The following is a 24945-nucleotide window of genomic DNA, read 5'->3' on the forward strand; positions in this document are numbered from 1 at the left end:
GGCTCATGCCGCCGACGCCCCGAGGTAGGCGCGGAGCACCTCGGGGTCGCGCTGGACCTCCGCCGGGGTGCCCTCGGCGATCTTCTTGCCGAAGTCCAGGACGGTGACCTGCTCGGCGAGCCCCATCACGAAGGGCATGTCGTGCTCGACGAGCAGGATCGACAGGCCGAGGTCCCGGCGCACCTGGCGGATGGTCTCGGCCATCTCCTGCGACTCCCCGTGGGTCATCCCGGCGACCGGCTCGTCCAGCAGCAGCAGGGACGGGCGGGCGGCCAGCGCGCGGCCCATCTCGACCCGCTTGCGGTTGCCGTAGGACAGGCTGTGCACGGGCACGTCCAGCAGGGGGCCCAGGCCCAGCAGGTCGGCGATGTCACGCACCGTCGCCCGGTGGGCGCGCTCCTCGCGGCGGGCTCCCGGCGTGCGCAGGGCGCTGGCCAGGACGCCGGAGCGCATCAGCCGGTGCCGGCCGACCAGCAGGTTGTCCTCGACGGTGTCCTCGAGGGCCAGCGAGATGTTCTGGAAGGTGCGGGCCACGCCGAGTTCGGCGGTCCGGTGCGAGGGGAGGGCGGTCAGCTCGTCGTCCCCGTAGGTCACCCGCCCCTCGGTGGCCCGGTAGGCGCCACCCAGCACGTTGATGCAGGTGGACTTGCCCGCCCCGTTCGGCCCGATCAGCGCGTGCACGGTGCCGGGCTCGACGGCGAAGGAGACCTCCGACAGCGCGGAGATGCCACCGAAGCGCACGGTCAGCTCCTCGACGGCGAGCCGCTTGGGCGCCTCGGCGGTCGGGATCCCCGGCTCGGTGACGACCACGGTGGCCGGGCGCTCCGGCGCGGCGACGCCCAGGTAGCGCTCCCGGACGTCGTCGCTGGCGGCCAGCTCGGCGGCGCTGCCCGACGCGGTGACGTGGCCGACCTCGAGCACGTAGGCCCGGTCGGCGACCCGCAGGCCCATCACGGCGTTCTGCTCGATCAGCAGGACGGCGGTGCCCTGGGCGTTGATCGTGGTGACGATCTCGCCGATCTGGTCGACCAGCAGCGGGGCCAGCCCCAGCGACGGCTCGTCCAGCAGCAGCAGCTCCGGCGAGGTCATCAGCGCCCGGCCCATCGCCAGCATCTGCTGCTGGCCGCCGGACAGCAGCCCGCCGAGCTGGCCACGGCGCTCGGCGAGCACGGGGAAGAGGTCGAAGACCCGGTCCCGGGCCTCGTCGCGGGCCTTGCCGTCGCGGACGGTGAACCCACCGGCCCGCAGGTTCTCCTCGACCGTGAGGTCCCGGAACACCCGCCGGCCCTCGGGCACCTGGACCAGCCCGCGCCGGACCACCGCGGAGGTGTCCAGCCCGGCCAGGTCGGCGCCCTGGTAGCGGATCGTCCCGCCGGTAACCGCGCCGCCGTAGGAGCCGAGGGCGCGGGAGACCGCCCGCAGCAGCGAGGTCTTCCCCGCGCCGTTGGAGCCGAGGACGGCGACGACCGAGCCGGCTCCCACCTCCAGCGACACGTCGCGCAGCGCCTGGACGGCGCCGTCGTAGGAGACGTCGAGGTGCTCGACGCGCAGCAGCGGTTCGGCCATCGCCGTCCTTCCGGGTCAGTTCCGAGCGGGGGCGGGCAGCGCCGGGCGACGAGGCGCCCGACGTGCTCGGTGTCACACAAAAGCTAGAGAGGGTCTCGACGTGCGTCAAGGAGTTGTCTAGCTTTGTGCTCGCGAGCCGTGACCCGGCGGCTCCGGACGAGGGGGTCCCGTGGACGCAGCGGTGCGCACCCAGGCGGCGTCGGCCGACCTGGGTGCTGACGGGCCGCACCGCCCGCAGTCGTTGCTGCTCGGCTTCCTCGGTGGCTTCGTGCTGGGCAGGGACCTGCCGCCGCTGCCGGCGGTGGTGCTGCTCGACCTGCTCGGGGAGCTCGGCGTCACCGAGGCCGCCGCCCGGGCCACGCTCAAGCGGATGACCCATCGCGGCCTGCTGGAGCGGTCGCAGGTGGGGCGCACCGCGCGGTACCAGCTGACCGCCCTGAGTGAGGGGGTGCTCAGCCGCGCCGGCCGGCGGGTCGACTCACCCACCCCGTTCGAGCACCCGGAGGGCGGCTGGACGCTGCTGAGCTACTCGATGCCGGAGACCCTCCGCGACCTCCGGCACCGGGTCCGCTCCCGGCTGACCTGGGCGGGCTTCGGCGGCCTCCGCGACGGGCTGTGGATCGCCCCCGGCACGGTCGACGTCGCGGAGGTCTTCGCCGAGGCCGGCCTCGAGGACGCCGCCGCGCTGGCCGACTGGTTCGCCGCGCAGCCACTGCCGGGCACGGACGTCGACGGGATGGTCCACCGGGCCTGGGACGTCCCGGCCGTGCTCGCCGCCCACCAGGCCTTCCTGCAGGCGTGGGCAACCCCACCGGCGCACCTCAGCGAGCTGGGGCGGGCCACCCTGCTCATCGCCGACTGGCTCCGGCTGCTCCGCACCGACCCCGGGCTGCCCGCGCTCCACCTCGGCCCGGACTGGCCGGCCGCGCGGAGCGCCGAGCTCTACCAGCAGACGTTCGCCGCACTCCGGCCCGGCGCCCAGGCCGCCCTGGTCCGGACCGTCCGAGCCGCCACCGGCCCGTGACGACGGCGGACCCCACCACCCGATCGACCCACCCACCGAACCCCCGAACGAAGGAGCACTCGTGGACCTGACCGGCAAGGTCGCCGTCGTCACCGGATCCGGACGGGGCCTCGGCCTCGCCTACGCCACCGAACTCGCCCGCTGCGGCGCCGCCGTCGTCGTCAACGACGTCGACGCCGCGGTCGCCGAGGCGGCGGTGCAGTCCCTCACCGACGCCGGCGGCACCGCCGTCGCCGAGGTCGTCGCCGTCGGCAGCAGCGAGGCCGCCCAGGCCCTGGTCGACCGGGCGGTGGACGAGTTCGGCCGGCTCGACGTGCTGGTCAACAACGCCGGCATCCTGCGCGACACCACGCTGTGGAAGATGACCGACGAGCAGTTCGACGCCGTGCTCACCACCCACCTGCGCGGCACCTTCACCTGCACCCGCGCCGCCGCGGTCCGGATGCGGGAGCAGGGCGAGGGCGGCCGGGTCATCTGCATCGGCTCCCCCACCGGCCAGGTCGGCAACTTCGGCCAGACCAACTACGCCGCCGCCAAGGCCGGGATCGTCGGGATGGTGCGCACCTGGGCGATGGAACTGGCCCGCGCCGAGATCACCGTGAACGCCGTCGTCCCGGTCGCCGCCACCGCGATGACCGAGACGGTGCCCTTCCTCAAGCCCTACGTCGACGCGCTCGCCGCCGGTGACCCGCTGCCGGCCTTCGCCCGCCAGGAGCTCGGCTTCGGCAGCCCCCAGGACGCCGCCGGGCTGGTCGCCTTCCTCGCCTCCGACGCAGCCAGCGGCATCACCGGGCAGGCGGTGGGCATCGGCGGTGACCGGCTCGCGCTGTGGAGCCACCCCACCGAGGTCGTCGTCGAGTTCGCCGACGGGACCGGCTGGTCCCCCGACGCCATCGCCGAGGTGTGGCCGAAGGCGTTCGAGGGCTCCCAGCAGACCGTGGGCCAGCAGCTGCCGGAGCCCCCGAAGTGAGTCTCGAGCTGGACCTGGACGCGCTGGTCGCGATCGACGTGCACACGCACGTGCACGCCGACACCCACGGCCACCTGGCGCTGGACGACGAGCTCAACGACGCGGCCGCCAAGTACTTCAAGGGCGACCCGTACAACCCGACCGTGCCCGACATCGCCGCCGACTACCGGGCCGCGAACATGGCCGCCGTCGTCTTCACCGTCGACATCGAGCACGCCACCGGTCACCCGGCGCTGTCCAACGAGGAGATCGCCGATCTCGCCGCCGAGCACCCCGACGTGCTCATCCCGTTCGGCTCGATCGACCCGGCGCGAGGCAGCAAGGGCATCGCCCTGGCCCGCAAGCTCGTCGAGCAGCACGGGGTGCGCGGGTTCAAGTTCCACCCGTCGATCCAGGCCTTCGAGCCCAACTCCCGGTCGGTCTACCCGCTCTACGAGGAGCTGCAGTCCCTCGGCGTCCCGGCGCTGTTCCACACCGGGCAGACCGGGATCGGCGCCGGGCTGCCCGGTGGGCGCGGGATCAAGCTGCGCTACTCCGACCCGATGCTGCTCGACGACGTCGCCGCCGACTTCCCGGGGCTGACGATCATCATGGCCCACCCCTCGGTGCCCTGGCAGGACGCCGCGATCTCGGTGGCCACCCACAAGGCCAACGTCTACATCGACCTGTCCGGCTGGTCGCCGAAGTATTTCCCGCCCCAGCTGGTCCGCGCCGCCAACACCATGCTGAAGCACAAGGTGCTCTTCGGCTCCGACTACCCGCTGCTGCGCCCCGAACGCTGGATCCGCGACTTCGAGGCACTGGAGATCAAGGACGAGGTGCGGCCGCTGATCATGAAGGAGAACGCGATCGTGGCCCTGGGACTGCGGTGAGGAACGCCGGCCTGGGCTCCTGGCCCGAACGGCACCTCCGGAGCTCCCCCCGCAAGCCGGCGCTCTGGTTCGAGGGGACGACGACGACGCACGGCGAGTTCGCCCTGCGAGTCCGGCGGGCCGCCGCCGCCCTGGCCGAGCTGGGGGTGCAGCGCGGCGACCGGGTGGCCTGGTTCGGGGCCAACCACCCCGCCGGGCTCGAGACGCTGTACGCCTGCGGCCAGCTCGGGGCGATCTGGGTGCCGGTGAACGCGCGGTTCACCCCGCCCGAGGCGCAGTACGTGCTCGAGCACTCCGGGGCGTCCCTGGTCGTGCACGGCCGGGAGCACGGGGCGACGGCGGACACCCTGCGCGCGGCCCTGCCCGCCGTCCGGCACTGGGTGGCCGCCGAGCCACCGCTGTCCGGTGGCGCCGACTCGCTGGACTGGGCGGGGCTGCTGGCGGCGGCGGAGCCGGTGCAGCGCGACGAGCCGGTCGGCCTCGACGACATCTGCCTGATCATGTACACCTCCGGCACCACCGGCCGGCCCAAGGGCGCGGTGCTCACCCACGGGAACATGACCTGGTCGTGCATGAGCCAGGTGCTCGGGTTCGACTTCACCCCGGACGAGCGGACCCTGGCGCTGGCCCCCCTGTTCCACATCGGCGGGCTGAACGGGACGCTCAACCCGACGCTGCTGCGCGGCGGCTGCGCCGTGCTGGTGCGGGGGTTCGACCCGCCGGCGACGCTGGCGGTCATCGCCGAGCAGCAGGTGACGTCGTTCTTCGCCGTCCCCACCATGCTCGACGCGCTCAGCCGCCAGCCCGACTTCGACACCCTCGACCTGTCGGCGCTGCGCACCATCGGCGCCGCCGGCGCCCCGCTCCCCCTGCCGCTGCTGCGTACCTGGCTGGAGCGGGGGGTGACCGTGCAGCAGGCCTACGGGATGACCGAGTCGGCGCCGGCCGGCACCGCCCTGGACAGCGCGGACGCCGTGGCGAAGGTGGGGTCGGCGGGGAAGTCGCAGTTCTTCACCGACGTCAAGGTGGTCCGGCCCGACGGGACGGAGTGCCCGCCGGGTGAGGTCGGGGAGATCGTGCTGTCCGGGCCGAACGTCATGGCCGGCTACTGGAACGCCCCCGAGGCGACCGCCGCCGCGATCGTCGACGGCTGGTACCACTCCGGGGACGCCGGCTCGACCGACGAGGACGGCTACCTCTACATCCGCGACCGGTACAAGGACATGATCATCTCCGGCGGTGAGAACGTGTACCCGGCCGAGGTCGAGTCGGTGATGCTCGAGCTGCCCGAGGTGCAGGAGGTCGCGGTCATCGGCAAGCCCGACGCGCACTGGGGCGAGGTCGGCCTGGCCGTCGTCGTCCCCGCGCCCGGGGCTCCCCGTGACCCGGACGCGCTCCGCGCCGCGCTGCGGGAACGGCTCGCCGGGTTCAAGGTGCCCAAGGAGGTCCGTTACGTGGACGAGCTGCCCAAGACCGCGACCGGCAAGATCCGCAAACCGGACCTACGACAGACGTACGTACCCATCGAGGAGGACGCATGAGCACCACCACCACCATGGCCGAACTGCCCGCGCTGAAGGGCCAGGAGCTGGGCACCAGCGACTGGTACGAGGTGACCCAGGAGGCGGTCAACCTGTTCGCCGACGCCACCGGCGACCACCAGTGGATCCACGTCGACGTCGAGCGGGCGAAGGCGGAGAGCCCGTTCGGCGGCCCCATCGCGCACGGGTACATGACCCTGTCGCTGCTCGTGCCGCTGGTCTCGCAGACCTACGCGATCACCGACTCGAAGATGGGCGTGAACTACGGGCTGAACAAGGTCCGGTTCCCCGCACCCGTGCCGGTCGGCTCGAAGGTCCGGGCCCGCGTGACGCTCAAGGACGTCGAGGAGGTCGCCGGCGGGCTGCAGAACACCTTCGCCGTCACCATCGAGCGCGAGGGCGGCGACAAGCCGGTCTGCATCGCCGAGTGGGTCACCCGCGCCTACGCCTGACGGAGGACCCTCCTGCCCCACCGCTCGCGAGGTCGCGGCGGGCCCTGCAGGAGGGCCACGACGGCGATGCGCATACCGTCCGCGGTGTGCGCATCGCCGTCTTCACCGGGTCCCACGCCGGGCCGCCGTCCCACCAGCGGGCCGCCGCCACCTTCGCCACCGAGCTGGCCCGGGCCGGTGTCGGCATCGTCTACGGCGGGGGGGACGTGGGGCTGATGGGCGTCGTCGCCGACGCGGCGCTGGCCGCCGGCGGCGAGGTGGTCGGGGTGATCCCACAGCACCTGGTGGACGACGAGGTCGCCCACCCCGGGCTGCCTCGGCTGGAGGTCGTGCAGACGATGCACGAGCGCAAGGCCGTGATGGCCGACCTCTCCGACGCCTTCGTCGCGCTGCCCGGTGCCGCCGGCACGCTGGAGGAGCTGTTCGAGGCCTGGACCTGGGGGATGCTCGGGCTGCACGCCAAGCCCACCGCGTTCCTCGACGTCGACGGGTTCTGGCAGCCGCTGCTGGGCCAGCTGCGCCGGATGGTCGACGACGGCTACCTGGCCGCCAACCGGCTCGACGCCCTCGGCGTGGTGCACGACGCCGCGGAGCTGCTGTCCTTCGTCGCGGGCTACGAGCACCCCGCGCGCAAGTGGACTCCACCGCCGGCCGCCTAGCCTGCTGCCCATGGAGCACGCGGACGTCGTCGTCGTCGGGGGTGGGCCGGCCGGCGCGGCGTGCGCGGCCGCCGTCCGCCGGGCCCGGCCGGACGCCGACGTGCTGGTCCTCGACCGGACCGACTTCCCCCGGGACAAGGTCTGCGGTGACGGGATCGCCCCCGAGGCGCTCGACGTGCTCGCCGGGCTGGGGATCGACGTCGCGGCGCTGACCGCGGGCTTCCCCGCCGTCCCCCGGCTGCGCCTGCAGAGCCCGGCCGGGACGACCGTCGAGCGCGCGCTGCACCGGCCCTCGCTGGTCGTGCCGCGGGCGGTGCTCGACGGCCGGCTGCTGGAGCAGGTGCTGGCCACCGGCGTGCGGTTCCGGCGGCACACCGTCCGCCGGGTCACCGTGCACCCCACCCACGTGGAGGTCGACGGCGCCGTCCGGGCCGGGGTGCTGGTGGGCGCCGACGGCGCCGAGTCGGTGGTGCGCCGCGCGCTCGGGGTGGCCCCCAACCCGCCGGACCGGCTGGCCATCGCGATCCGCGGCTACGCGCCGGTGCTCCCCGGCACCGACGGCGTGCAGGTGGTGACCACCACCGACCAGCGGTGGCCGGCCTACGCCTGGTCCTTCCCGCTCGGCGACGGGCGGGCCAACGTCGGCTACGGCGAGCTCGTCTCCGGCGGGGTGACCCGCACCGAGCTGGTCGCCGGGCTGCACCGGATGCTCCCCGGGGTGCAGCCGGAGGGGCTGCGCGCGCACCGGCTGCCGCTGTCGACCGGCCGGCCCCGGCTGCCCGGCGGCCGGGTGCTGCTGGCCGGGGATGCGCAGTCACTGATCAACCCGCTCACCGGGGAGGGGATCTTCTACGCCGTGCTCTCCGGCGCGCTGGCCGGCACGGCCGCCGGCTCCGGCCGGCGGGCCGGTGAGGTGCACCGGCAGCTGCTGCGCCGCCGCCTCGGCGGGCACCTCCGGGCCTCGTCGGTGACCTCCCAGCTGAGCCGGTGGCCGGTGCTGATGGACGCCGCCGTGCGCGCGGCGCAGGCCGACCAGGGGGTCTTCGACGACGTCGTCGCCCTCGGGCTGGCCGACGGGCGGCTCACCGCCCGGACCCTCGCCGCCACGGTGCGCGGACTGCGCTGACCGCGCACGCTCAGGAGCTGGTGGCCTCGGCGGGCCGCTGGTCGACCTCGGGCCAGGCGTACCAGCGCAGCCGGCGGAAGCCCGCTGCGCCCAGCACCTCGGCGCGCAACGCGGCCCGGGCCCGGAGCGCCGCCACCGCCTCGACCGAGTACCGCCGCCACATCCGCTGGGGCTCCCGGGCCAGCCGCACCAGCCAGTTCAGCTTCAGCGGGTAGGCCCAGGCGGGGTAGTAGCCGGCCTGCTGCACCTGGTCGAGGAAGCCCCCGCAGGTGAGCACCAGCCCCTGCGGCAGGTACCGGGCGACGTCCAGGACGAACTGCTCCTGCAGCGGTGCGCCGAGCCCGGCCAGCACCACCGTCGGCCGGGTGCGGGCCAGCCAGACGTCCATGTCCTCGGGCGCCGGCCGGCCGGCGTAGCCGTCCCGGACGGAGACGATCTCGCCGTCCGCGGGGAGCAGCGCGGCCACCGCGCGCCGCAGGCTCGCGACGTCCTCCGGGCGCCCGCCGACGACGGCGACCCGCGGTGCCCGGAGCCGACCCAGCAGCTCCGGGAGGACGAGGTCCGCGCTGGTGCGGGGCACCAGGCCGCCGCCCAGCAGGCTGCGCAGGAAGAGCCCGTCGACGCCGAGGTAGGTGAGCCGCCCCAGCAGCTCGGGCGCAGCGTGCAGCAGCTCCAGGGCGCTGTGGTGGTTCACCCAGGAGACGGTGACCACCGGCTGGCCGCTGTCGTGCAGCCGGGCGAGGTGGCCGGCCACCTCGGCGACGGGGTCGGTCCGGGGGTCCGCAGCGGGCCGGGTGACCGGCTCGCCCCGGCGGAGGGCCCGTTCGGTGGTGAAGTCGACGACCGAGCCGAGCGGTGGTGTCTCCGGGGTGCGCACGCGCTGTCCTCGCCTCGTCCGTTCCTGTTGTGCACGTCCAGTTCACCCGCGAGCGAGCCCCGGTGCTCGTCCGCGGGCGGGTACGTCACCCGGCCGGGTGGGCTGGCAGGAGCCGGCCCACCCAGCCGGGTGACGAGGACCCCGTCGGGTCAGATCGGGCGCTTGGCCGGCCAGACGATCTCGTCGTCGGCGACGGCGCCGTCCAGCCGCTGGAAGTAGGCGCCACCCGCGGGCAGCACGCCCTGCTCGGCCAGGGACGTGGCGACGATGCGAGCCAGCTCGATCGCCCCCCGCGCCTGGAAGTGGGTGTCGTCCGCGCGGCCGTCGGGGTAGTTCGGGTACTCGCCCGGCGCGACGTGGAGGAAGTAGTCCTTCGTCCCCTCCGGCCCCAGCTCGTTCCACAGGTCGGTGCTCATGGCGGTCAGGTCGACCACCGCGACGCCCTGCTCGGCGGCCAGCGCCCGCATCGCGGCCGGGTACTCGCCGTGGGTGGTCTTGGCGACCCCCGCCTCGTCGAACCGGCGGCGCTCCACCGGGGTCACCAGCACCGGCGTCGCACCCTTGGCCCGGGCACCGTCGACGTACTTCTGCAGGTACTCCTGGTAGGTGCCGTAGGGGTCGGTGTACCGGCTCGGGTCGTCGGCCTTCTGGTCGTTGTGACCGAAGGAGATGAGCAGGAAGTCACCCGGCTGGATCTCCGCCAGCGTCCGGTCGAACAGGCCGCTGTCGTAGTAGTCCTTGGAGCTGGCCCCGGACTTGGCGTAGTCGACCACCGTGGCGTCCTCGGTGGTGAACAGCCCCAGCGCCTGACCCCAGCCGGTCCGCGGGCCCTCGTTGGCCTGGTAGACCGACGCGGTCGAGTCACCGATCACGAAGACGCTGAGCGGGCGGGTCTCGCCGCTGCCCTCGGTCACCGTCGCGCTCACCGTGGCCGCCGCGGACTCGTTGCCCGTGACGTCGACCGCGGTCACCCGGTACCAGCCGGTGGAGCCGACCGGGACGGTGTTGTCCACGTAGGTCGAGGCGGTGATCGGGGTGCTGGTGAGCCGGGCGTAGGTGCCCGTCTCGCTGAGCGCGCGGTAGACGACGTACCCGGCGGTGTCGCCCTCGGCGTCGTCCGCCCAGTCCAGCGTCACCGCACCCGGTGCCACCGCGGCGGCCAGCCCGGCCGGCACGGCCGGCGCGGTGGTGTCCGACGGCGCCGGCTCGTCCTCACCGGTGGGGTTCCAGCCGTCCTTGCCGGCCAGGTAGTCCCACTTGGTGTACTGCTCGGCCTCGGCGGCCGTCAGCTGCGGACGGTTCTCGTTCACCCCGGCGCCCGGGCCGGTGTTCTGGTACTCGAAGAACCGGGCCTCGGTCCAGGAGAACCCGCTCATGTCCGTCCACGGCGCGGACTTGATCGCCGCGGGCAGCTCGGTGTCGCGGATGACGACCTGGGCGATCGCGTTCACGTCACCACTGGGGTGCCACGGCCGGCCGAGGTGGAAGCTGCCCGCCGGGGCGTCGCTCTCCACGTTGCTGTCGGTGATCAGGATCCCGTACGGGAGGCTGATGTCGACGCTGCTGGCCGTCAGGTAGCCGTTGTTGGAGCTGCTGCCCCGGGTGGACGCGAAGATCGTGCTCCGGTCGAACACCGCGGTGCCCCGGCCGAAGATGAAGTCCACGTCACCCTCGACGTAGCTGTCCACGAAGTACGACCGCGCCTGCACGCCCGTCCCGGGCGAGTCGACCATCAGGGTGTCCTGGTCGCCCAGGAACCGGACGTCCTCGAACACCAGCCGGTCGCCCTGGGTCTTGAGCGCCAGGGCCTGCTGCGCCGACAGCGTCGAGGTGGCCTCGTCGAAGTCGTTGGCGAACGTGAGGTCCCGGACGGTGATGTCGCTGCCCTTGATGAGCACGGTGGCACTGCCGGAGGAGCCGTAGGTGCCGGAGCCGTCCGGCTTCTGCGTGCCCGCCGCGTTGTCCTCCACGATGACGACGTCCGCGGCGTTGCCGGTGGTCCCGATGAGGGTCACGTGGTTGCGGGACATGGTGACGACCTCGCGGTACTCACCCGGGGTCACCGCGATGACGACCGGGTCGGCCGCGGTGCCCGCGCCGGCCGCGTCGACCGCGGCCTGGACGGTGGTGAAGTCACCCGAGCCGTCCTGGGCGACCAGCAGGTCGTGGTCGGGCAGCGGGGTCCCGGTGGTGGTCAGCGTGACCGGCGCCGAGGCGGCCGACACGTTGCCGGTGGTGTCCACCGCGGTCACCAGGTAGCTGTACTCGACGCCAGGGGCGACGGCCGTGTCGGTGTAGCCGACCTCGGTCAGCAGCTCGGTGGTGAGCTGGTTGGCCGCGATGGCCTCGACCGTGCTGCCGGTGGCCCGGTACACGTGGTACCCGGCCAGGTCGGCCTCGCCGTTCGCCGTCCAGGTCACGGCCACACCAGCGGCGTCCGCCGAGGCGATGAGGCCGGCCGGTGCCGCCGGGGCGGTGATGTCGCCGGTGGCCGGCTCCTCGGCACCGGTGGGGTTCCAGCCGTCCTCGCCGGCCAGGTAGTCCCACTTGGTGTAGTCGGTGGCCCCGGCGACCGAGAGCTGCGGGCGGTTGGCGTTCACCGTCGCGCCCGCACCGGTGTTCTGGTACTCGGCGAAGCGGCCGTCGGTCCACAGGTTCGGGGACATGTCGGCCCACGGCTGGCTGGTCCGGATCGCGGCCGGCAGCTCGGTCTCGCGGATGACGACCTGACCACGCGAGTTCGGCATCTCGACGCCGTTCTTCGTGTAGTCGTCGCTCCAGCCGCGCCACGGGCGGCCGAGGGAGAAGGTCTCCGCCGGGGCGTCGCTGGTCACCGTGGAGTTGGTGATCAGGATCCCGTACCGGTTGTCGTCCGCGGTGCTCGCGGCGGTGAGGTAGCCGTTGTTGGAGCTGCTGCCCCGGGTCAGCGCGTGGATCGTGCTGCGGTCGAACACCGCGGTGCCCCGGCCGAAGACGAAGTCGACGTCGCCCTCGACGTAGCTGTCCACGAAGTAGGACCGGGCGACGACGTTGGCGTCGCCGGAGTTGACCAGCAGCGTGTCCTGGTTGCCCAGCAGCCGGACGCCGTCGAAGACCAGCCGGTCGCCGGTGGTGTTCAGCGCGACCGCCTGCTTGTCCTTGAACGTCGCAGCCGCCTCGTCGAAGGCGTTCTCGATCGTCAGGTCGCTGACCGTGACGTCGTTGCCCTTGACCAGCACGGTCTGGCTGTTCCCGGTGCCGTACGCCGACCCGGTGGCCGGGTTGGTCGTGCCGGCCGCGTTGTCGTAGGTCAGCACGACGTCGGTGGCGGTGCCGGTGGTGCCGAACAGCGAGATGTTGCCCTTGGTGATGCTGACCAGCTCGCGGTAGGTGCCCGGCTTGACCGCGATGGCGACCGGGTCGCCCGCCGTGCCGGCGCCGGCGGCGTCGACAGCGGCCTGCACGGTGGTGAAGTCACCGGAACCGTCCTGCGCGACCAGCAGGTCGTGCGGCGGCAGCACCTCACCGGTCGGGGTGGCCGAAACGGTCGCCGAGGCGGCCGACGCGTTGCCCGAGCCGTCGACGGCGACGAGCACGTAGGCGTACCCGGTGCCGCTGACCACCGCACGGTCGGTGTAGGAGGAGCCGGTGAGCAGCGCGGTGTTCACCTTGTTCGCAGCCGTCACCTCGACGGTGCCGCCCGCGGCCCGGTAGAGGTCGTAGCCGGCGAGGTCGCTGTCGGTGTTCGCCGTCCAGGTCAGCTCGACCTGGGCGTCGCCGGCGGTGGCCGTCAGGCCGGCGGGGACCGCGGGGGCGGTGGTGTCGGCCGGCTCGGTGGGCAGCTGCTGCCCGACCGGGGCCCAGCCGTCGGTGCCGGCGAGGTAGGCGGCCTTGGTGTACTGCGCGGCCTGCTCGTCGGTCAGCTGCGGGCGGTTGGCGTTGACCGTCGCGCCCGGGCCGGTGTTCTGGTACTCGGAGAAGCGACCCGAGGTCCACGGCGTGGTGGCGTTCCAGTCCTTCCACGGCTGGGCGGTGTTGATCGCCGCACCGAGCTCGGTGCCGCGGATCGTCACCTGTGCCTGCGACACGGTGCTGGCCGGGTAGGGGCGACCCAGGTAGATCGAGCCGGCGGCCCCGTCGGTGACGATCTCGCTGTCGGTGATCAGGAAGCCGTACGGGTGCGCCGAGCTGACCGCCGAGTCGGTGAGGGCAGCGCCGGGCTGGTCGAGCACGTGGATCGTGCTGTCCTCGAAGACGGCGACCGCGCGGCCGAGGATCGTGTCCTGGCCACCCTCGACGTAGGCGTTCGTGAAGTAGAGCCGGCTGTAGGTGGTGGTGTTCGCCGTCTGCAGCTGCAGGGTCTGCTTGTTGCCGAGGAAGGCGACGTTGTCGAACACGTCGCGGTCACCGGAGTTGACCTTCAGCGCGGTGGCCTGGGCGCCGGCGACCCCGGTGCCGTTGGTGTTCGCCACGGTGAGGTTCAGCAGCGACCACTCGTGGCCGGAGAGGGAGACGGTCGGGTTCACCGCGTCGGCGGCGGTGAGGACCGTGTCGGCGGGGTCGGTCGTCGCGCCCATGATCGTGACGCCGTACCGGTTGCCCGAGGCGACCAGGCCCTCGTAGGTGCCCGGCTGGACCAGCACCAGCTTGGGGTCGGCCCGGTGGTCGGCGTTGTTCGGCACCAGGTCGACGCCGGCCTGCACCGTCGTGGCGTCCGCGGAGCCGTCGGCGGCCACGACGACGTCGGCGTCCACCGGGGTGGCGACGGCGGCAGCGGAAGCGTCCGAGGTGTTGTCCGCGGTGTCGGTGGCGGTGACCGTGTAGGAGTACCGGGTCCCGACCGTGGCGGTGGAGTCGGTGAAGGAGGTGCCCTCGACGACCGCGTCGGTCAGCTCGACCGGCTCGCCGCCGTCGGCGGTGCGCTGGACGTCGTACCCGGCGAGGTCGCCCTCGGCGGAGGCCGCCCAGGTGACCGTGACCGAGCTGTCGCCCAGCACGGTGCGGACGTCGGCCGGCGCGGCCGGGGCCTCGGTGTCCTCGACCGGCGCGGCGGCCGTCGCCTGGCGGGCGCCCAGGCCGCGGGTCAGCGCGAGGTCGCCCTCGCCGCCCCAGTACGTGCTGGCGCCGTCCTGGACGAACCACTGCCCGGACGAGGGGCGGAAGACCGCGATCTCGGCCGCACCGTCGCCGTCGTAGTCCGCCGGCACCGCCACGTCGCCGGCGCCGCCCCAGTACGTGCTGGCGCCACCCTCGACGAACCACTGCCCGGTCTCCGGGCGGAACACCGCGACCTCGGCCGCACCGTCACCGTCGTAGTCCGCCGGCACGGCCACGTCACCGGCGCCGCCCCACCACGAGGTGGCACCGCCCTCGACGAACCACTGCCCGGTCGAGGGGCGGAACACCGCGATCTCGGCCGCACCGTCGCCGTCGTAGTCGGCCGGCACGGCCACGTCGCCGGCGCCGCCCCACCACGAGGTGGCACCGCCGTCGACGAACCACTGCCCGGTCGAGGGGCGGAACACCGCGATCTCGGCCGCACCGTCGCCGTCGTAGTCCGCCGGCACGGCCACGTCGCCGGCCTCGCCCCACCACGAGGTGGCACCGCCGTCGACGAACCACTGCCCGGTCGAGGGGCGGAACACCGCGATGTCGGTGGTGCCGTCGCCGTCGTAGTCGGCGGAGACGTCGAGGTCTCCCTCGCCGCCCCACCACGTGGCGTCCTGGCCCTCGATCAGGAAGCGGCCCTCGGCCGGCCGGAAGACGCCGAGGTCGCTGGCGCCGTCCCCGTCGAAGTCGGCCACGGCGGTCGAGCCGGTGGCAGCGGCGGCGCTGGGCACCCCGACGACGACGCTGCCGAGCAGCGCCGCGGCCGCCAGGGTGGCGCCGCCGGCACGGGACACGAGTGCGGGCGGGCGGGAAGTGCGAGACACAGACGAGCTCTTCTCTGCAGGGGCCGAGGAGACAGGCTCCGAGGACGGCGACACGCCGATCCGCACACCACTGGGCGATCGGGGTTTCGCCGCGGAACGCTACGACTCCGATTGCGCCCCAGGCAACGCTGAGTCATCAGCGTTCAGGCGGTTGAGGCCCGTTTCACCTGTTCGGGTGGCCGGTCACTCGCAGTAGTGCCGGTCCCCGACTACACAACGTGAGCGACTTTTCATTGAACGGAAGGGCCCTTGACGGGCAGCACGCGTCGCTCAGGCGGGCGCGGGGCCCAGCCGCAGCGAGCGGCGGTAGAGGCTCCACCAGACGACCCCGGAGACCACCCCGGCCGCCACGTAGCCCACCGCGACGCCCTGGACGCCGGCCAGCGCGGCGCCGGCCCAGGCCAGGACCAGCAGTGCGGGTGCGGACGTCAGCTGGGCGGCCAGGCTGCGGCCGGAGTCGACCAGCCCGTGCAGCCCGGTGGCCGCCCCCGACTGGACCCCGATGGCCACCAGCCAGAGCCCCAGCACGGCCACCACCCCCCGGACCTCCGGCCACTCCGGCCCGAGCACGGCGCTCACCGCCCCCGTCGGCAGCACGAGCAGCACGCCCGTCCAGAGCACCGCCACACCGGCCAGCGTCGCGCCGACGGTGACCGACCAGCGCAGGTGCGGCCCCGCACCCCGGCCGCGCAGCTGCACGCTCCGCACGGTGGCGATCGTGTACGCGCCCTGGAACAGCACGTTCACCGGGCTGAGCGCGGTCAGCGCCAGCCGGAGCGCGCCGGCCAGCGCCAGGCCGAACTGCGCGGCGAGCCCGTAGACGAGCAGCTGGTAGGCGCCGAAGCCGGTGAGCGACTCGAGGCAGTAGCGCCGGATCAGCTGCGCGTTCTCGCGCAGGAACCGCCGGCCCAGGGCGACGTCCGGGCGCACCCGGTCCAGCAGCACCGCCAGCGGCAGCGACGCCGCACCCGCGACCCCCCAGGCCAGCAGCAGCGACGGGGCGCTCACCCGGTCGGTGACCAGCGGCAGGGCGAACGCGGGGACCAGCAGCACCACCCAGACACCGTCCAGCGCCGACGCCGCCCCGGCGCGCCCGGCGCCCAGCAGGCAGTACCGCCAGGCGTCCTGCACCAGCAGCGCGGGCAGCGTCAGCGCGAGCACGACCAGGGCCGGCCCGACCCGGCCACCGATCGCCAGCCCGGCCCCCGCCACCAGGAGCGCGGCCAGGCACCCCCCTGCCGCGGCCAGCCCGGTGACCGCCCGGGTCAGCACCGGCCAGTCGCCGGCCGGGGCGCCGGCGTGCCGGACCAGCAGGGTCTCCCCGCAGGCGGCCCGCACCAGGCCCAGCAGGATCAGGTAGGTGGCCACGGCGACGGCGAAGGCGCCGAGCTCGGTGGGGGCCAGCTCGCGGGCGGCGACCAGGGAGAGGGCGAAGTTGGTGACGCTGGACAGCCCCTGGTCGAGCAGGGTGAACAGCCGCTGGCGCCCCGGGCGCACCTCCTCCCCGGGGACGGCCTGATCAGCCGACACGGACACCGGACGCGGCGGGCAGCGGCACGGAGTCGGCCGCCGGGGGGGCGTCCGCCGGCCCCGGCTCCCGGAGCAGGCCGAGCGCGAGCACCAGCGCGAGGGGGACGAAGTGCCCCACGTCGACGTCCTCGGCCACCGACCAGACCGCGGTGAAGACGACCAGCGCCAGCGCCGCCGCCTCGGCGCGCCGCCAGGCCACCCAGCCCGCCACGACCAGCGCGGCCACGAAGAGCAGCAGGGCGACGGCGCCGCCGCGGTAGAGCAGCCCGAGGTAGCTGCTGTGGCTGCCCAGGCTGGCCACCAGCCCGGGCACCCGCTCCTTGACCCCGGAGCCGAGCAGCGGGGTGGGCGAGCTCAGCACCCGGTCCAGGGTGATCAGGTAGATCTCGCCGCGGGTCTCGGCGGACCCGGCCCGGGTGCCGTTCAGCGACGCGATCAACGCGGGGACCGGCAGCACCGCCAGGACGGCGACCGCACCGGCGACCGACAGCGACAGCAGGGCGGCGAAGCCGGGGGCGCCCATCCGGCGCCGCAGCAGCACCGCCCCGGCCGCGACCAGGGCGACCAGCAGGGCGAGCACGGTGTTGCGCGAGTACGACAGCACCAGCGACGGCAGCAGGACGACGACGCCCGCGGCCGTGAGCGCCCAGCCCCGCACCCCTGGCCGCCGCAGCCCGAACGGGTCCACCAGCAGCAGCAGGATCCCGAGCGCGGCGAGCGCGCCGCCCCAGGTCGGGTTGCCGAGGATGCCGCCGCTGCGGACGACCGGCATCGCGAAGTAGTCCGGGAACGCGAGGTGGGTGATCGCGAAGGCGGAGATGCTGGGGTCGGCCAGCACGGAGTCGGGCAGCAGCCGGCCCAGCGGGAGCACGAGGTCCTGCGCCCGCGGGTAGACCAGCAGGGCGAGCAACGTCAGCGCGGCCTGGACCAGGGCCAGCCCCACCAGGCCCGCGGCGGCCTCGGCGAGCTGTCGCCGGGAGGGCCGGGCGGCGACCAGCAGCACCAGGCAGACCCAGACGAGCAGGTTGAGCGCGGCGCCCAGCACCCGCCCCGCCGGGGGGTCCTGGACGATCGCGAGCAGCAGGCTGAGCCCGAGGAAGCCCGCCACCCCGGTCAGCAGCAGCGGCGGCCGGTGGTCGGCGCGGGCACGCAGCAGCAACCGGACCAGCAGCCACGGCCACCACAGGAAGCCCGCACCGGCGAGCCAGAGGGCTGCGTAGCCCAGGACGAAGCGGCGGGACAGCGCCGGGGAGGTCACCGGCGCGTCTCCGACCAGACCAGCGGGCTGACCCACCGCAGCGGCGTCCACCGGCGCAGCGCGAGACCGGCCCGCTGGGCCCGGCCGCTCGCCGTCCAGCCGTGCTTGCGGTGCAGCCGGACGTGGCTGGCCTCGTACCAGGCGTCGGTGGTCGGGCTGCGGGTCCAGCGCTCGGCGTGCAGGACCGGGGTGTCGGGCGTGACCAGGCCCAGCCGCCAGCCGGCCGCGACAGCCCGCACCGACCAGTCGATGTCCTCGGCGTACAGCCGGAAGCGGCGGTCCAGCGGTCCCACCGACGTCCAGGCCGCGCGGCGCACCGCCACGCACGTCCACGGCAGGTACTCGCCGTCCTGCAGCAGCCGGACCGGGGCGCTGCTGGCTCCGGCGCGGGCGGCACCGGAGTTGCGCTCGCGCCAGGCGGCCGAGCGGCGCAGCAGCAGGCGCTGCCACTGCAGCAGCCGGCCCTGGCGCAGGCCGGCGGCGCGCAGGAACTCCAGCGCCGGGCGGGGCAGCCGGCCGGAGCTGAACACCGGCTCGCCGTCGTACCCGGTCAGCAGCGGACCCACGGCCGCCACCTCCGGGTGCCGGTCCAGCGCGGCCACCAGCGTGTCGACGACGCCCGGCTCGAGCTCCAGGTCGAAGTTGACGCTCAGCAGGACGTCGACCGGCGCGGCCTCGAGGAGGGCGTCGACGCCCCGGTCCACGTTCACCGCGAAGCCCGCCGGCTCGTCGTTGACCAGCGTGGTCGCGGCCGCGGGGAGGCGGGCGTACCGCCCGGGCCCCGGGTCGTTGACCACGAGCACCAGGGGCACGGCCCGGGCGAGCGCGAACAGCCACCCCGGCACCTCCGGGTCGCCGTGCAGCACGCAGACCACCCCGACCCGGCCGGTCGCCACGCCCGGCCCAGCCGTGCTGTCCGTGCCGGTCACTGACGCCTCCGTGCCCACGTACGTGCGCCGTTCGCGACTTCCTGCGAACGGCTGGTTACGCTACGTCGGCTCGGCGCCACCGAGGGCACGGTACAGGTGCGGACGTCGCCACCGGGACACCGTCGATCTGATGAGGCACCTCCATGACCTTCCGCGAGATCTCCCGCGCGCTCCGCCACGGCGCACTGCCGATCGCGCTGTGCGTCGTCCTCGGCGTCGCCCTGGCCCTGGCCTGGTCGCTGCTGCGCACCCCGGTCTACGTCGCCGAGTCGCAGCTGTTCCTCGGCGCCTCGGAGGAGGCCGACGAGGGCGTGGTGACCCGGCAGGACACCGCCTACCTGCAGCAGCGCATGCAGTCCTACGCCGCCGTGCTGGGCAGCCCGCTGCTCGGGGAGCGGGTCGCCGAGCGCCTCGACCTGGAGCTGACCGGCGCCGAGGTGGCCGGGGAGATGACGGTCGAGGTGCCCGCGGAGACGGTGCTGCTCACCGTGCGGGTCAGCGACCCCTCTCCCGAGCGCGCCCAGGACATCGCCAACGCGGTCGGGGACGCGTTCTCCGCGCTGCTGGCCGAGCTGGAGGACGCACCGGGGGCCGCCGTCGACACGGTGCAGGTCAGCACCATCCGCCCGGCGGCGCTGCCGACCACCCCCACCGCACCGACCACCGCGGTGCTGCTCACCGTCGGCGCCCTGCTCGGGCTGGCCGTCGGCGTCGCCGTCGCGTTCCTGCGCGAGTCGCTGGACGACACCGTCCGGGACGCCGACGAGCTGTCCGCGGCCGGTGTCCCCGTCCTCGGCGTCGTCCCGCCGCGCGACCGGCGGCACCGGGACGCGACCGAGGGGCCGGCCCCGGACCGCGGCGAGGCGCTGCGCCGGATCCGCGCCCACCTCGGGGACCGGCCCGGCCGCCGCACCCCGGCACCCCGCACCGTCACCGTGCTCGGCACGACCGCACGCGCCGACACCGCCGCCCTGGGGTGGGACCTGGCGCGGGTCTTCGCCGCGGCACGGCTGCGCACGGTGCTCGTCGAGGCCGACCTGTGGTCCCCCGGCGCGGCGGGACTGCTCGGCCTGCCCGAGCAGACGCCCGGCCTGGCCGAGGTGCTCGCCGGGCGCCTCCCGCTGCAGGAGGCCCTGCGGCCGGGCCCGAACGGCCTGCGGGTGCTGCCGGCCGGCCGGGCGCCGGAGGCGGGGGGCGAGGACCTGCTCGACGGCCCGCGGATGGCCGAGGTGCTGACCCGGGTGTCCGGCGACGCCGACGTCACCATCGTGGTGCCCCCGCCGCTGGACCGGCGGTCGGGTGCGGCGTCGCTGACCACGCTCAGCGACGGCGTGGTCCTGGCCGTCCGGGCCGGGAGCACGACGCGGCGCGAGCTGCACGACGTCACCTCCCTCCTCGACACGCTCGGTGCGCCGCTGGTCGGCGCCGTCCTGGAGTCCGCCGACCGGCCGTCGCGGCGGCCGGTCCCCCACCGGCTCGGCTGACCCCCGCCACCTCGACCCGGCCACCCGGTGCCGGGCCGCGGTCATCCCCCACCGACCGAGGTGGCCACGGTCGCCAGCCCCGTGACCATGACCAGCCCGAGCGTCAGCAGCCGGAAGCCGGTCAGGGGCAGGCGGGCGCCGTAGGTGACCCCGACGTGGTTGCCGAGGACCGCGCCCGGGAGCCAGCACGCCAGCAGCAGCCCCACCCGGTCCAGCGACAGCCCACCCGTCAGCCCGATCAGGGTCAGCGCCATCGCGTTGCAGGCCAGCAGGTACACCGCCATGTCGGCGATGAAGGCCCGGGGCGCCACCTGCCGGTGGGACAGCAGGATGACCGGCGGTGGGCCGTTCATCGAGGTCGTGATGCCGAGGAACCCGCCCAGCACCCCGGCCACGCCCGGCGCGAGGCGGGAGGGCGCGCCGGGGGCCGGGGGTGAGGTGGCCGGCCGCCGCAGCAGGAGGAAGCCCGCGGCGACCACCGCCACGGCGCCGGCCGTCACCTTGAGCGCGTCGGCGTCCACCAGGTCGAGCGTGAGGTGGCCGAGCAGCAGTCCGGGGACGCAGCCCGCGACCAGGTACGCGGACCGTTGCCGGTCGACCGAGTGCCGCAGCCGCAGCACGGCCCCGAGGCGGGTCACGACGCCGACCGTGAGGTTGAGGACGACGACGTCGGTCAGCGGGATGCCGGCCAGCAGCAGCAGCGGCGTGCACACCAGGGAGTAGCCGAAGCCCGTGCCGCCCGCCAGGACGCTGGCGAGGAGGACGACCACACCCCCGGCCACCAGGAGCGTCCCGTCCACTGCACGCCCTTCCCCCACCGACCGCAGGTCAGCCGGGTCGCACCGGGGTCGTCGCGCCGACCCTAGCCACCTCGACCCGGCCGCGGCCGGCGCGCTTGGCGGCGTACAGCGCCGTGTCGGCGGCCGCGTAGAGCTGTTCCAGCCCGGTGGCGTGGGTGGGCGCGTGGGCCACGCCCAGGCTCACCGAGATGGCCAGCAGGGTGCCGTCGGGCAGCGTCAGGGGCGTGGCCCGGACCGCGTCGAGCACCTCGCCGGCGCGGGCGGCGGCGGCGTCCGCCGGGCAGTCGGGCAGCAGGACGGCGAGCTCGTCACCGCCCATCCGGCTGAGCACGGCGTCCCCCGCCCGGACCACCGAGCGCAGCACCGCGGCGATGTGCACCAGGGCCTCGTCGCCGACCGGGTGGCCGTGCTCGTCGTTGATCGCCTTGAAGGAGTCGACGTCCACGAGGACCAGCGAGGTGCCCCGCGGCGCGGCCGGGGTGGCCAGGGCGGCGTCCAGCGCCTCGTCGAGCACCCGCCGGTTGACCAGCCCGGTGAGGGAGTCGGTGGCGGCCTGCTGCTGCAGCTGGGCGACCAGCCGGGCCTGGGTGTCGCCGGCGCGAGCCAGCATCGTCGCCATGACCACCAGCACCGCACCGAAGAAGCTCAGGTCGCTGATCGCGTGGCCGGCCGGCTGAAGCTGGAACAGCACCACGGCGTCCCCGCCGATCGCGACGGCCGTCACCAGCCACACCGCGTCGCGCCGGAGGTGGACGCCGGCCCACAGCACCGGGAAGGCGAGGAACGCCTGGCCGGCGGCGGAGGGGTCGCGGGTGAGCCAGTTCATCCCGCAGGTCAGCAGGACGCCGAGGACGGCGGTGAGCACGAAGCCGCCGCGGGCGTCGATCCGGACGGGATCGGTGAGCCGGTAGACCAGCGCCAGGACGGCGAGCAGCGCGGCACACAGCCAGGAGGCGACGACGCCCCCTGTCGTCACCGCGTTGGGCCCGAACAGCGAGAAGACCAGCAGCGTCACCGCGCACACCAGCAGCACCGGGACCGCGGTCCGGGCTGCCGTCCGAGGGTCTCGCGCCCTCAGCCGCTCGTCGATCTGCACCCTCCGGTGATCGGCGCCCCGGCAGATCGGCTGTGCACGATCGACCTGCCGGCTGCCCCGGACGGGTGAGTGCGACGGCCGGGGGGCAGGACGGCGACGGGCCCCCACCGGAGTGGGGGCCCGTCGTCGTGGGTGTCGCGGTGGTCAGTGCCCCGGCCTGGGCCGGTCGTGCACCCGGGCCGGGGTACCGGTGGTCAGCGCAGCCAGGTGCCCAACAGCTGCCGCAGCCACGAGGTGAGCTTCTGCACCACGGTGCCACCGTTGCCCGGGCGGGCCTGCTCGGTCACCTGCACCTCGACCGTCGCGGTCGAGCCGGTGGTGACGCCGGTGGCCGTGACCTCGACCGTGCCGCTGTCCACCGAGGCGGGGACCCGCACCCGGACCGTCGCAGCGCCCTCGGCGTCGGTCGTGACCCGGCCGAGCCGCCGGCCGTCCACGGTCACCTCGACCCGCTCGGCCGGGCCGAAGCCGCTCACCGAGAAGGTCACCAGGTCGCCGGGGGCGAAGGTCGACGGCGAGACCGCGACCTCGGCCGCCGGCTGCTGCGGCTGCTCGGAGGCGTCCCCGACGGTGACCCGCCCGGTGAACTGCTCCGGGCTGAGCGGCGAGTTCTCCTCCAGGTAGGCCCGGAAGGAATCGAAGTCGATCAGACCGGTCTGCTCCGTGGTGCCCTCGGCGAAGGTGGTGAAGTTGTCGCCGCCGGAGGCCAGGAAGCTGTTGGTCGCCACCCGGTAGGTGGCGTCCAGGACGATCGGCTCCCCGGAGACCCGGATGCTGTCGACGATGACCCGCTCACCGGGGGGCGCCTCCGGGTCGTAGGACCAGGTCAGCTCCTCCGAGGTGCCCAGGGCCAGGAACGGCCGCGAGCTGCCCTCGGGCTGCCACTGCTGCTCCAGCACCTGCACCAGCTGCGCCCCGGTCAGCGAGACGACGACCAGGTCGTTGGCGAACGGGGTGACCTCGTTGGCCTCGGCCAGCGTGACCACGCCGTCCTCGCCGTAGAGCAGGTCGGCCCGCAGGCCACCGGGGTTGACCAGGCCGAGGTCGGCCGGCTCGATGGCGCTGTCCGCGGCCCCGTACACGTAGCTGTCCGCCACCAGGCCACCCAGGGCCGAGTACGAACCTCGGTCCTCGGCCGGCTGACCGTCCGGGCCGGTGGTGAAGGCCCGGGTGATGTCGGCCGTCACCGACCCGACGACCTGGCTGCCGACCTCCTCGGCCACCGCCTGCGCGGCGGCCACGGTCTCGGCGATCTCGGCGACCCGCGGGTAGGCGACGACCAGCTCCTCCTCGGGCACCTCGGTGAGGGCCAGGTTCTCCACCGTGGAGGCGGTGACCTCGTCGGTGGACTCCTCGTAGCTGAGCACGATCCGGCCGAGGTCCGCGGCGTAGGAACCCGTCTGGATCACCGGGCGGGTCCCGTCGGTGCCGGGGACCGGCGCCTGCCAGGCGTAGGTCTGGTGCGTGTGCCCGGTGAAGATGGCGTCCACGTCGGCGTCGGCACCGGCGACGATCGCGGCGAAGGCGGTGTCGGCGGCGAGCTGCTCCTCCAGCGTGCTGGTGGCCTCACCCTCCGGCGCACCCTCGTGGGCGAGCAGGACGATCACGTCCGCCTCGTCCCCGACCCCGTCGGTGAGCTCGTCGGTCACCCGGTTCGTGGCCTCCAGCGGGTCACCGAAGGTGATCCCCTCGATGCCGGCCGGGGAGACCAGCGAGCTCGTCTCCTCGGTCACGACGCCGATCACGCCGACCGTGACGCCCTCGGCGTCCAGCAGCGTGTACTCCGGCAGCACCGGCTCGCCGTCCTCGCCGTAGACGTTGGCGCCCAGGTAGTCGAAGTCGGCCAGCCCGCTCTCGCCGTCGACCCCGACCCGGCCGGTCAGGTCGGCGAAGCCGCGGTCGAACTCGTGGTTGCCCACGGCCGAGGCGTCCAGCCCCAGCTCGTTGAGCACCTCGATCGTCGGGGCGTCCTGCTGGCTGGAGGAGACGAACGGCGAGGCGCCGATGTTGTCCCCGGCCGAGAGCAGCAGCGTCGCGTCGACGTCCTCGCGGGCCCGCTGCTCCTCGACGGTGCCCGCCAGGGCCACCGCGTCGTCCAGCCGGCCGTGGAAGTCGTTGATGCCCAGCAGCTGCAGGTCGACGGTGCCGTCGTCCTCGCCGCCGGTACCCGGCTCGGGGACCGTGGGCTCGGGGACCGTGGGCTCGGGGACCGTGGGCTCGGGGACCGTGGGCTCGACCACCGCGTTGGCCGCGCCGAAGGTGTTGGTGTCGGTGACCACCCAGACGCCGTCGACCAGTTGCACCGACCCGTCCGCCGGGCCGGAGCCGTCCTCGGTGACCCCGACGTCGGTGGAGTCGAAGACCGATCCGCCGACGGTCACGCTGAGCGCGCCGCCGTAGGAGAGGAACTGCACGACCGTGCCCGCCGGGTCGACCAGCGCGATGCCGTCGGGGCCGCCGTCCTGCAGGCCGGTGAAGTCGACGACCACGGTGCCGGACTCGTCGACGACGCCGGACAGGGCCTTCGCGTCGTAGGGCGCGCCACCGTCGCCGTCGACGCCGACGACCGTCCAGCCGGTGAGGTCGGTGCCCGGTGCGGCCGTGACCTCGACGCGCTCGTTGGCGTCGGTGCCCTCGTTGTCGTGGTGGAACTCGCTGATGAACGGGCTGCCGGCGGGCGGCTCGATCGCCAGGGCGGGGGACGCACCGAGGAGCGCACCCCCGACGGCGACGGCGGTGACGGCAGCGGCCCTGCGCGCTGTCATCGAGTGGGCAAAGGGCACGTGTTTCCTCCGGATGCGACGGATCGGGACGACGCCGAGCACTGTCACTCAGTCGTGTGAACGGGA

General features: G+C 74.4%; 17 protein-coding genes. 8 read left to right on the plus strand and 9 right to left on the minus strand.

Translation table 11 applies throughout. The features are described 5' to 3' along the window. Window positions 1–3 precede the first annotated feature (3 nt). Window positions 4–1566 (minus strand): ATP-binding cassette domain-containing protein, encoded by a 1563-nt coding sequence (locus FB380_RS26315; protein WP_166754006.1) that lies wholly within the window; start codon window positions 1564–1566, stop codon window positions 4–6. A 169-nt stretch (window positions 1567–1735) separates the two neighbouring features. Here FB380_RS26315 and FB380_RS04350 point away from each other — a divergent pair, with 169 nt between their 5' ends. The 7 genes from FB380_RS04350 (at window position 1736) to FB380_RS04380 (ending at window position 8210) form a co-directional block, all read left to right on the plus strand. Next, on the plus strand, window positions 1736–2590 hold the full coding sequence (locus tag FB380_RS04350; RefSeq protein WP_229681971.1) for a PaaX family transcriptional regulator: 855 nt from the start codon (window positions 1736–1738) through the stop codon (window positions 2588–2590). 61 nt (window positions 2591–2651) lie between these two features. Further along, on the plus strand, window positions 2652–3560 hold the full coding sequence (locus tag FB380_RS04355) for an SDR family NAD(P)-dependent oxidoreductase (RefSeq protein WP_166754007.1): 909 nt from the start codon (window positions 2652–2654) through the stop codon (window positions 3558–3560). A gap of 8 nt (window positions 3561–3568) precedes the next feature. Further along, the gene (locus FB380_RS04360; protein ID WP_166756036.1) at window positions 3569–4432 is read left to right on the plus strand and encodes an amidohydrolase family protein; all 864 of its coding nucleotides are present in this window, start codon (window positions 3569–3571) and stop codon (window positions 4430–4432) included. Beyond that, a complete protein-coding gene (locus tag FB380_RS04365; RefSeq protein ID WP_166754008.1) occupies window positions 4429–5973 on the plus strand; it encodes an acyl-CoA synthetase in 1545 nt (514 codons plus the stop codon). Before FB380_RS04360 ends, FB380_RS04365 begins: the two co-directional genes overlap by 4 nt. Next, window positions 5970–6425, plus strand: a complete 456-nt coding sequence (locus FB380_RS04370; protein WP_166754009.1) for a MaoC family dehydratase — start codon at window positions 5970–5972, stop codon at window positions 6423–6425. Before FB380_RS04365 ends, FB380_RS04370 begins: the two co-directional genes overlap by 4 nt. Window positions 6426–6511: 86 nt before the next feature. Next, entirely contained in the window at window positions 6512–7084 is a 573-nt protein-coding gene (locus FB380_RS04375) for an LOG family protein (RefSeq protein ID WP_166754010.1), read from the plus strand. A 10-nt stretch (window positions 7085–7094) separates the two neighbouring features. Next, complete coding sequence (locus tag FB380_RS04380) at window positions 7095–8210, plus strand: NAD(P)/FAD-dependent oxidoreductase (protein ID WP_166754011.1); 1116 nt, start codon at window positions 7095–7097, stop codon at window positions 8208–8210. Window positions 8211–8220: 10 nt separating this feature from the next. Here FB380_RS04380 and FB380_RS24470 read toward each other — a convergent pair whose 3' ends face one another. From FB380_RS24470 to FB380_RS04420, 5 genes are all read right to left on the minus strand, one after another. After that, window positions 8221–9087 (minus strand): WecB/TagA/CpsF family glycosyltransferase, encoded by an 867-nt coding sequence (locus tag FB380_RS24470; RefSeq protein WP_166754012.1) that lies wholly within the window; start codon window positions 9085–9087, stop codon window positions 8221–8223. A 149-nt stretch (window positions 9088–9236) separates the two neighbouring features. Further along, window positions 9237–14999 (minus strand): pectinesterase family protein, encoded by a 5763-nt coding sequence (locus FB380_RS24080; RefSeq protein ID WP_208382752.1) that lies wholly within the window; start codon window positions 14997–14999, stop codon window positions 9237–9239. Window positions 15000–15269: 270 nt separating this feature from the next. Next, on the minus strand, window positions 15270–16529 hold the full coding sequence (locus FB380_RS04410; protein ID WP_166754013.1) for an MATE family efflux transporter: 1260 nt from the start codon (window positions 16527–16529) through the stop codon (window positions 15270–15272). Next, window positions 16519–17787: an O-antigen ligase family protein gene (locus FB380_RS25840; RefSeq protein ID WP_166754014.1), complete on the minus strand. Its 1269-nt coding sequence runs from the start codon at window positions 17785–17787 to the stop codon at window positions 16519–16521. The genes FB380_RS04410 and FB380_RS25840 overlap by 11 nt, the downstream gene beginning before the upstream one ends. After that, complete coding sequence (locus tag FB380_RS04420) at window positions 17784–18716, minus strand: glycosyltransferase family protein (protein WP_166754015.1); 933 nt, start codon at window positions 18714–18716, stop codon at window positions 17784–17786. The genes FB380_RS25840 and FB380_RS04420 overlap by 4 nt, the downstream gene beginning before the upstream one ends. A 143-nt stretch (window positions 18717–18859) precedes the next feature. Here FB380_RS04420 and FB380_RS04425 point away from each other — a divergent pair, with 143 nt between their 5' ends. Then, the gene (locus tag FB380_RS04425; RefSeq protein WP_166754016.1) at window positions 18860–20200 is read left to right on the plus strand and encodes a Wzz/FepE/Etk N-terminal domain-containing protein; all 1341 of its coding nucleotides are present in this window, start codon (window positions 18860–18862) and stop codon (window positions 20198–20200) included. 41 nt (window positions 20201–20241) lie between these two features. Here the strand turns inward: FB380_RS04425 and FB380_RS04430 are convergent, their stop codons facing one another. The 3 genes from FB380_RS04430 to FB380_RS04440 form a co-directional block, all read right to left on the minus strand. Continuing rightward, window positions 20242–21000: a sulfite exporter TauE/SafE family protein gene (locus tag FB380_RS04430; RefSeq protein ID WP_166754017.1), complete on the minus strand. Its 759-nt coding sequence runs from the start codon at window positions 20998–21000 to the stop codon at window positions 20242–20244. Window positions 21001–21028: 28 nt separating this feature from the next. Beyond that, on the minus strand, window positions 21029–22015 hold the full coding sequence (locus FB380_RS04435) for a GGDEF domain-containing protein (protein ID WP_229681972.1): 987 nt from the start codon (window positions 22013–22015) through the stop codon (window positions 21029–21031). 275 nt (window positions 22016–22290) lie between these two features. Next, entirely contained in the window at window positions 22291–24861 is a 2571-nt protein-coding gene (locus FB380_RS04440) for a bifunctional metallophosphatase/5'-nucleotidase (protein ID WP_166754019.1), read from the minus strand. Window positions 24862–24945: the final 84 nt, after the last annotated feature.

It is taken from the genome of Modestobacter marinus (assembly GCF_011758655.1).
Taxonomy (GTDB): Bacteria; Actinomycetota; Actinomycetes; order Mycobacteriales; family Geodermatophilaceae; genus Modestobacter; species Modestobacter marinus.

Bases quoted from the DNA above. Each gene is read 5' to 3' on its own strand.
- FB380_RS26315 (WP_166754006.1), bottom strand. From the start codon at position 1,566: ATGGCCGAACCGCTGCTGCGCGTCGAGCACCTCGACGTCTCCTACGAC.
- FB380_RS04370 (WP_166754009.1), top strand. From the start codon at position 5,970: ATGAGCACCACCACCACCATGGCCGAACTGCCCGCGCTGAAGGGCCAG.
- FB380_RS04380 (WP_166754011.1), top strand. From the start codon at position 7,095: ATGGAGCACGCGGACGTCGTCGTCGTCGGGGGTGGGCCGGCCGGCGCG.
- FB380_RS04425 (WP_166754016.1), top strand. From the start codon at position 18,860: ATGACCTTCCGCGAGATCTCCCGCGCGCTCCGCCACGGCGCACTGCCG.
- FB380_RS04440 (WP_166754019.1), bottom strand. From the start codon at position 24,861: ATGACAGCGCGCAGGGCCGCTGCCGTCACCGCCGTCGCCGTCGGGGGT.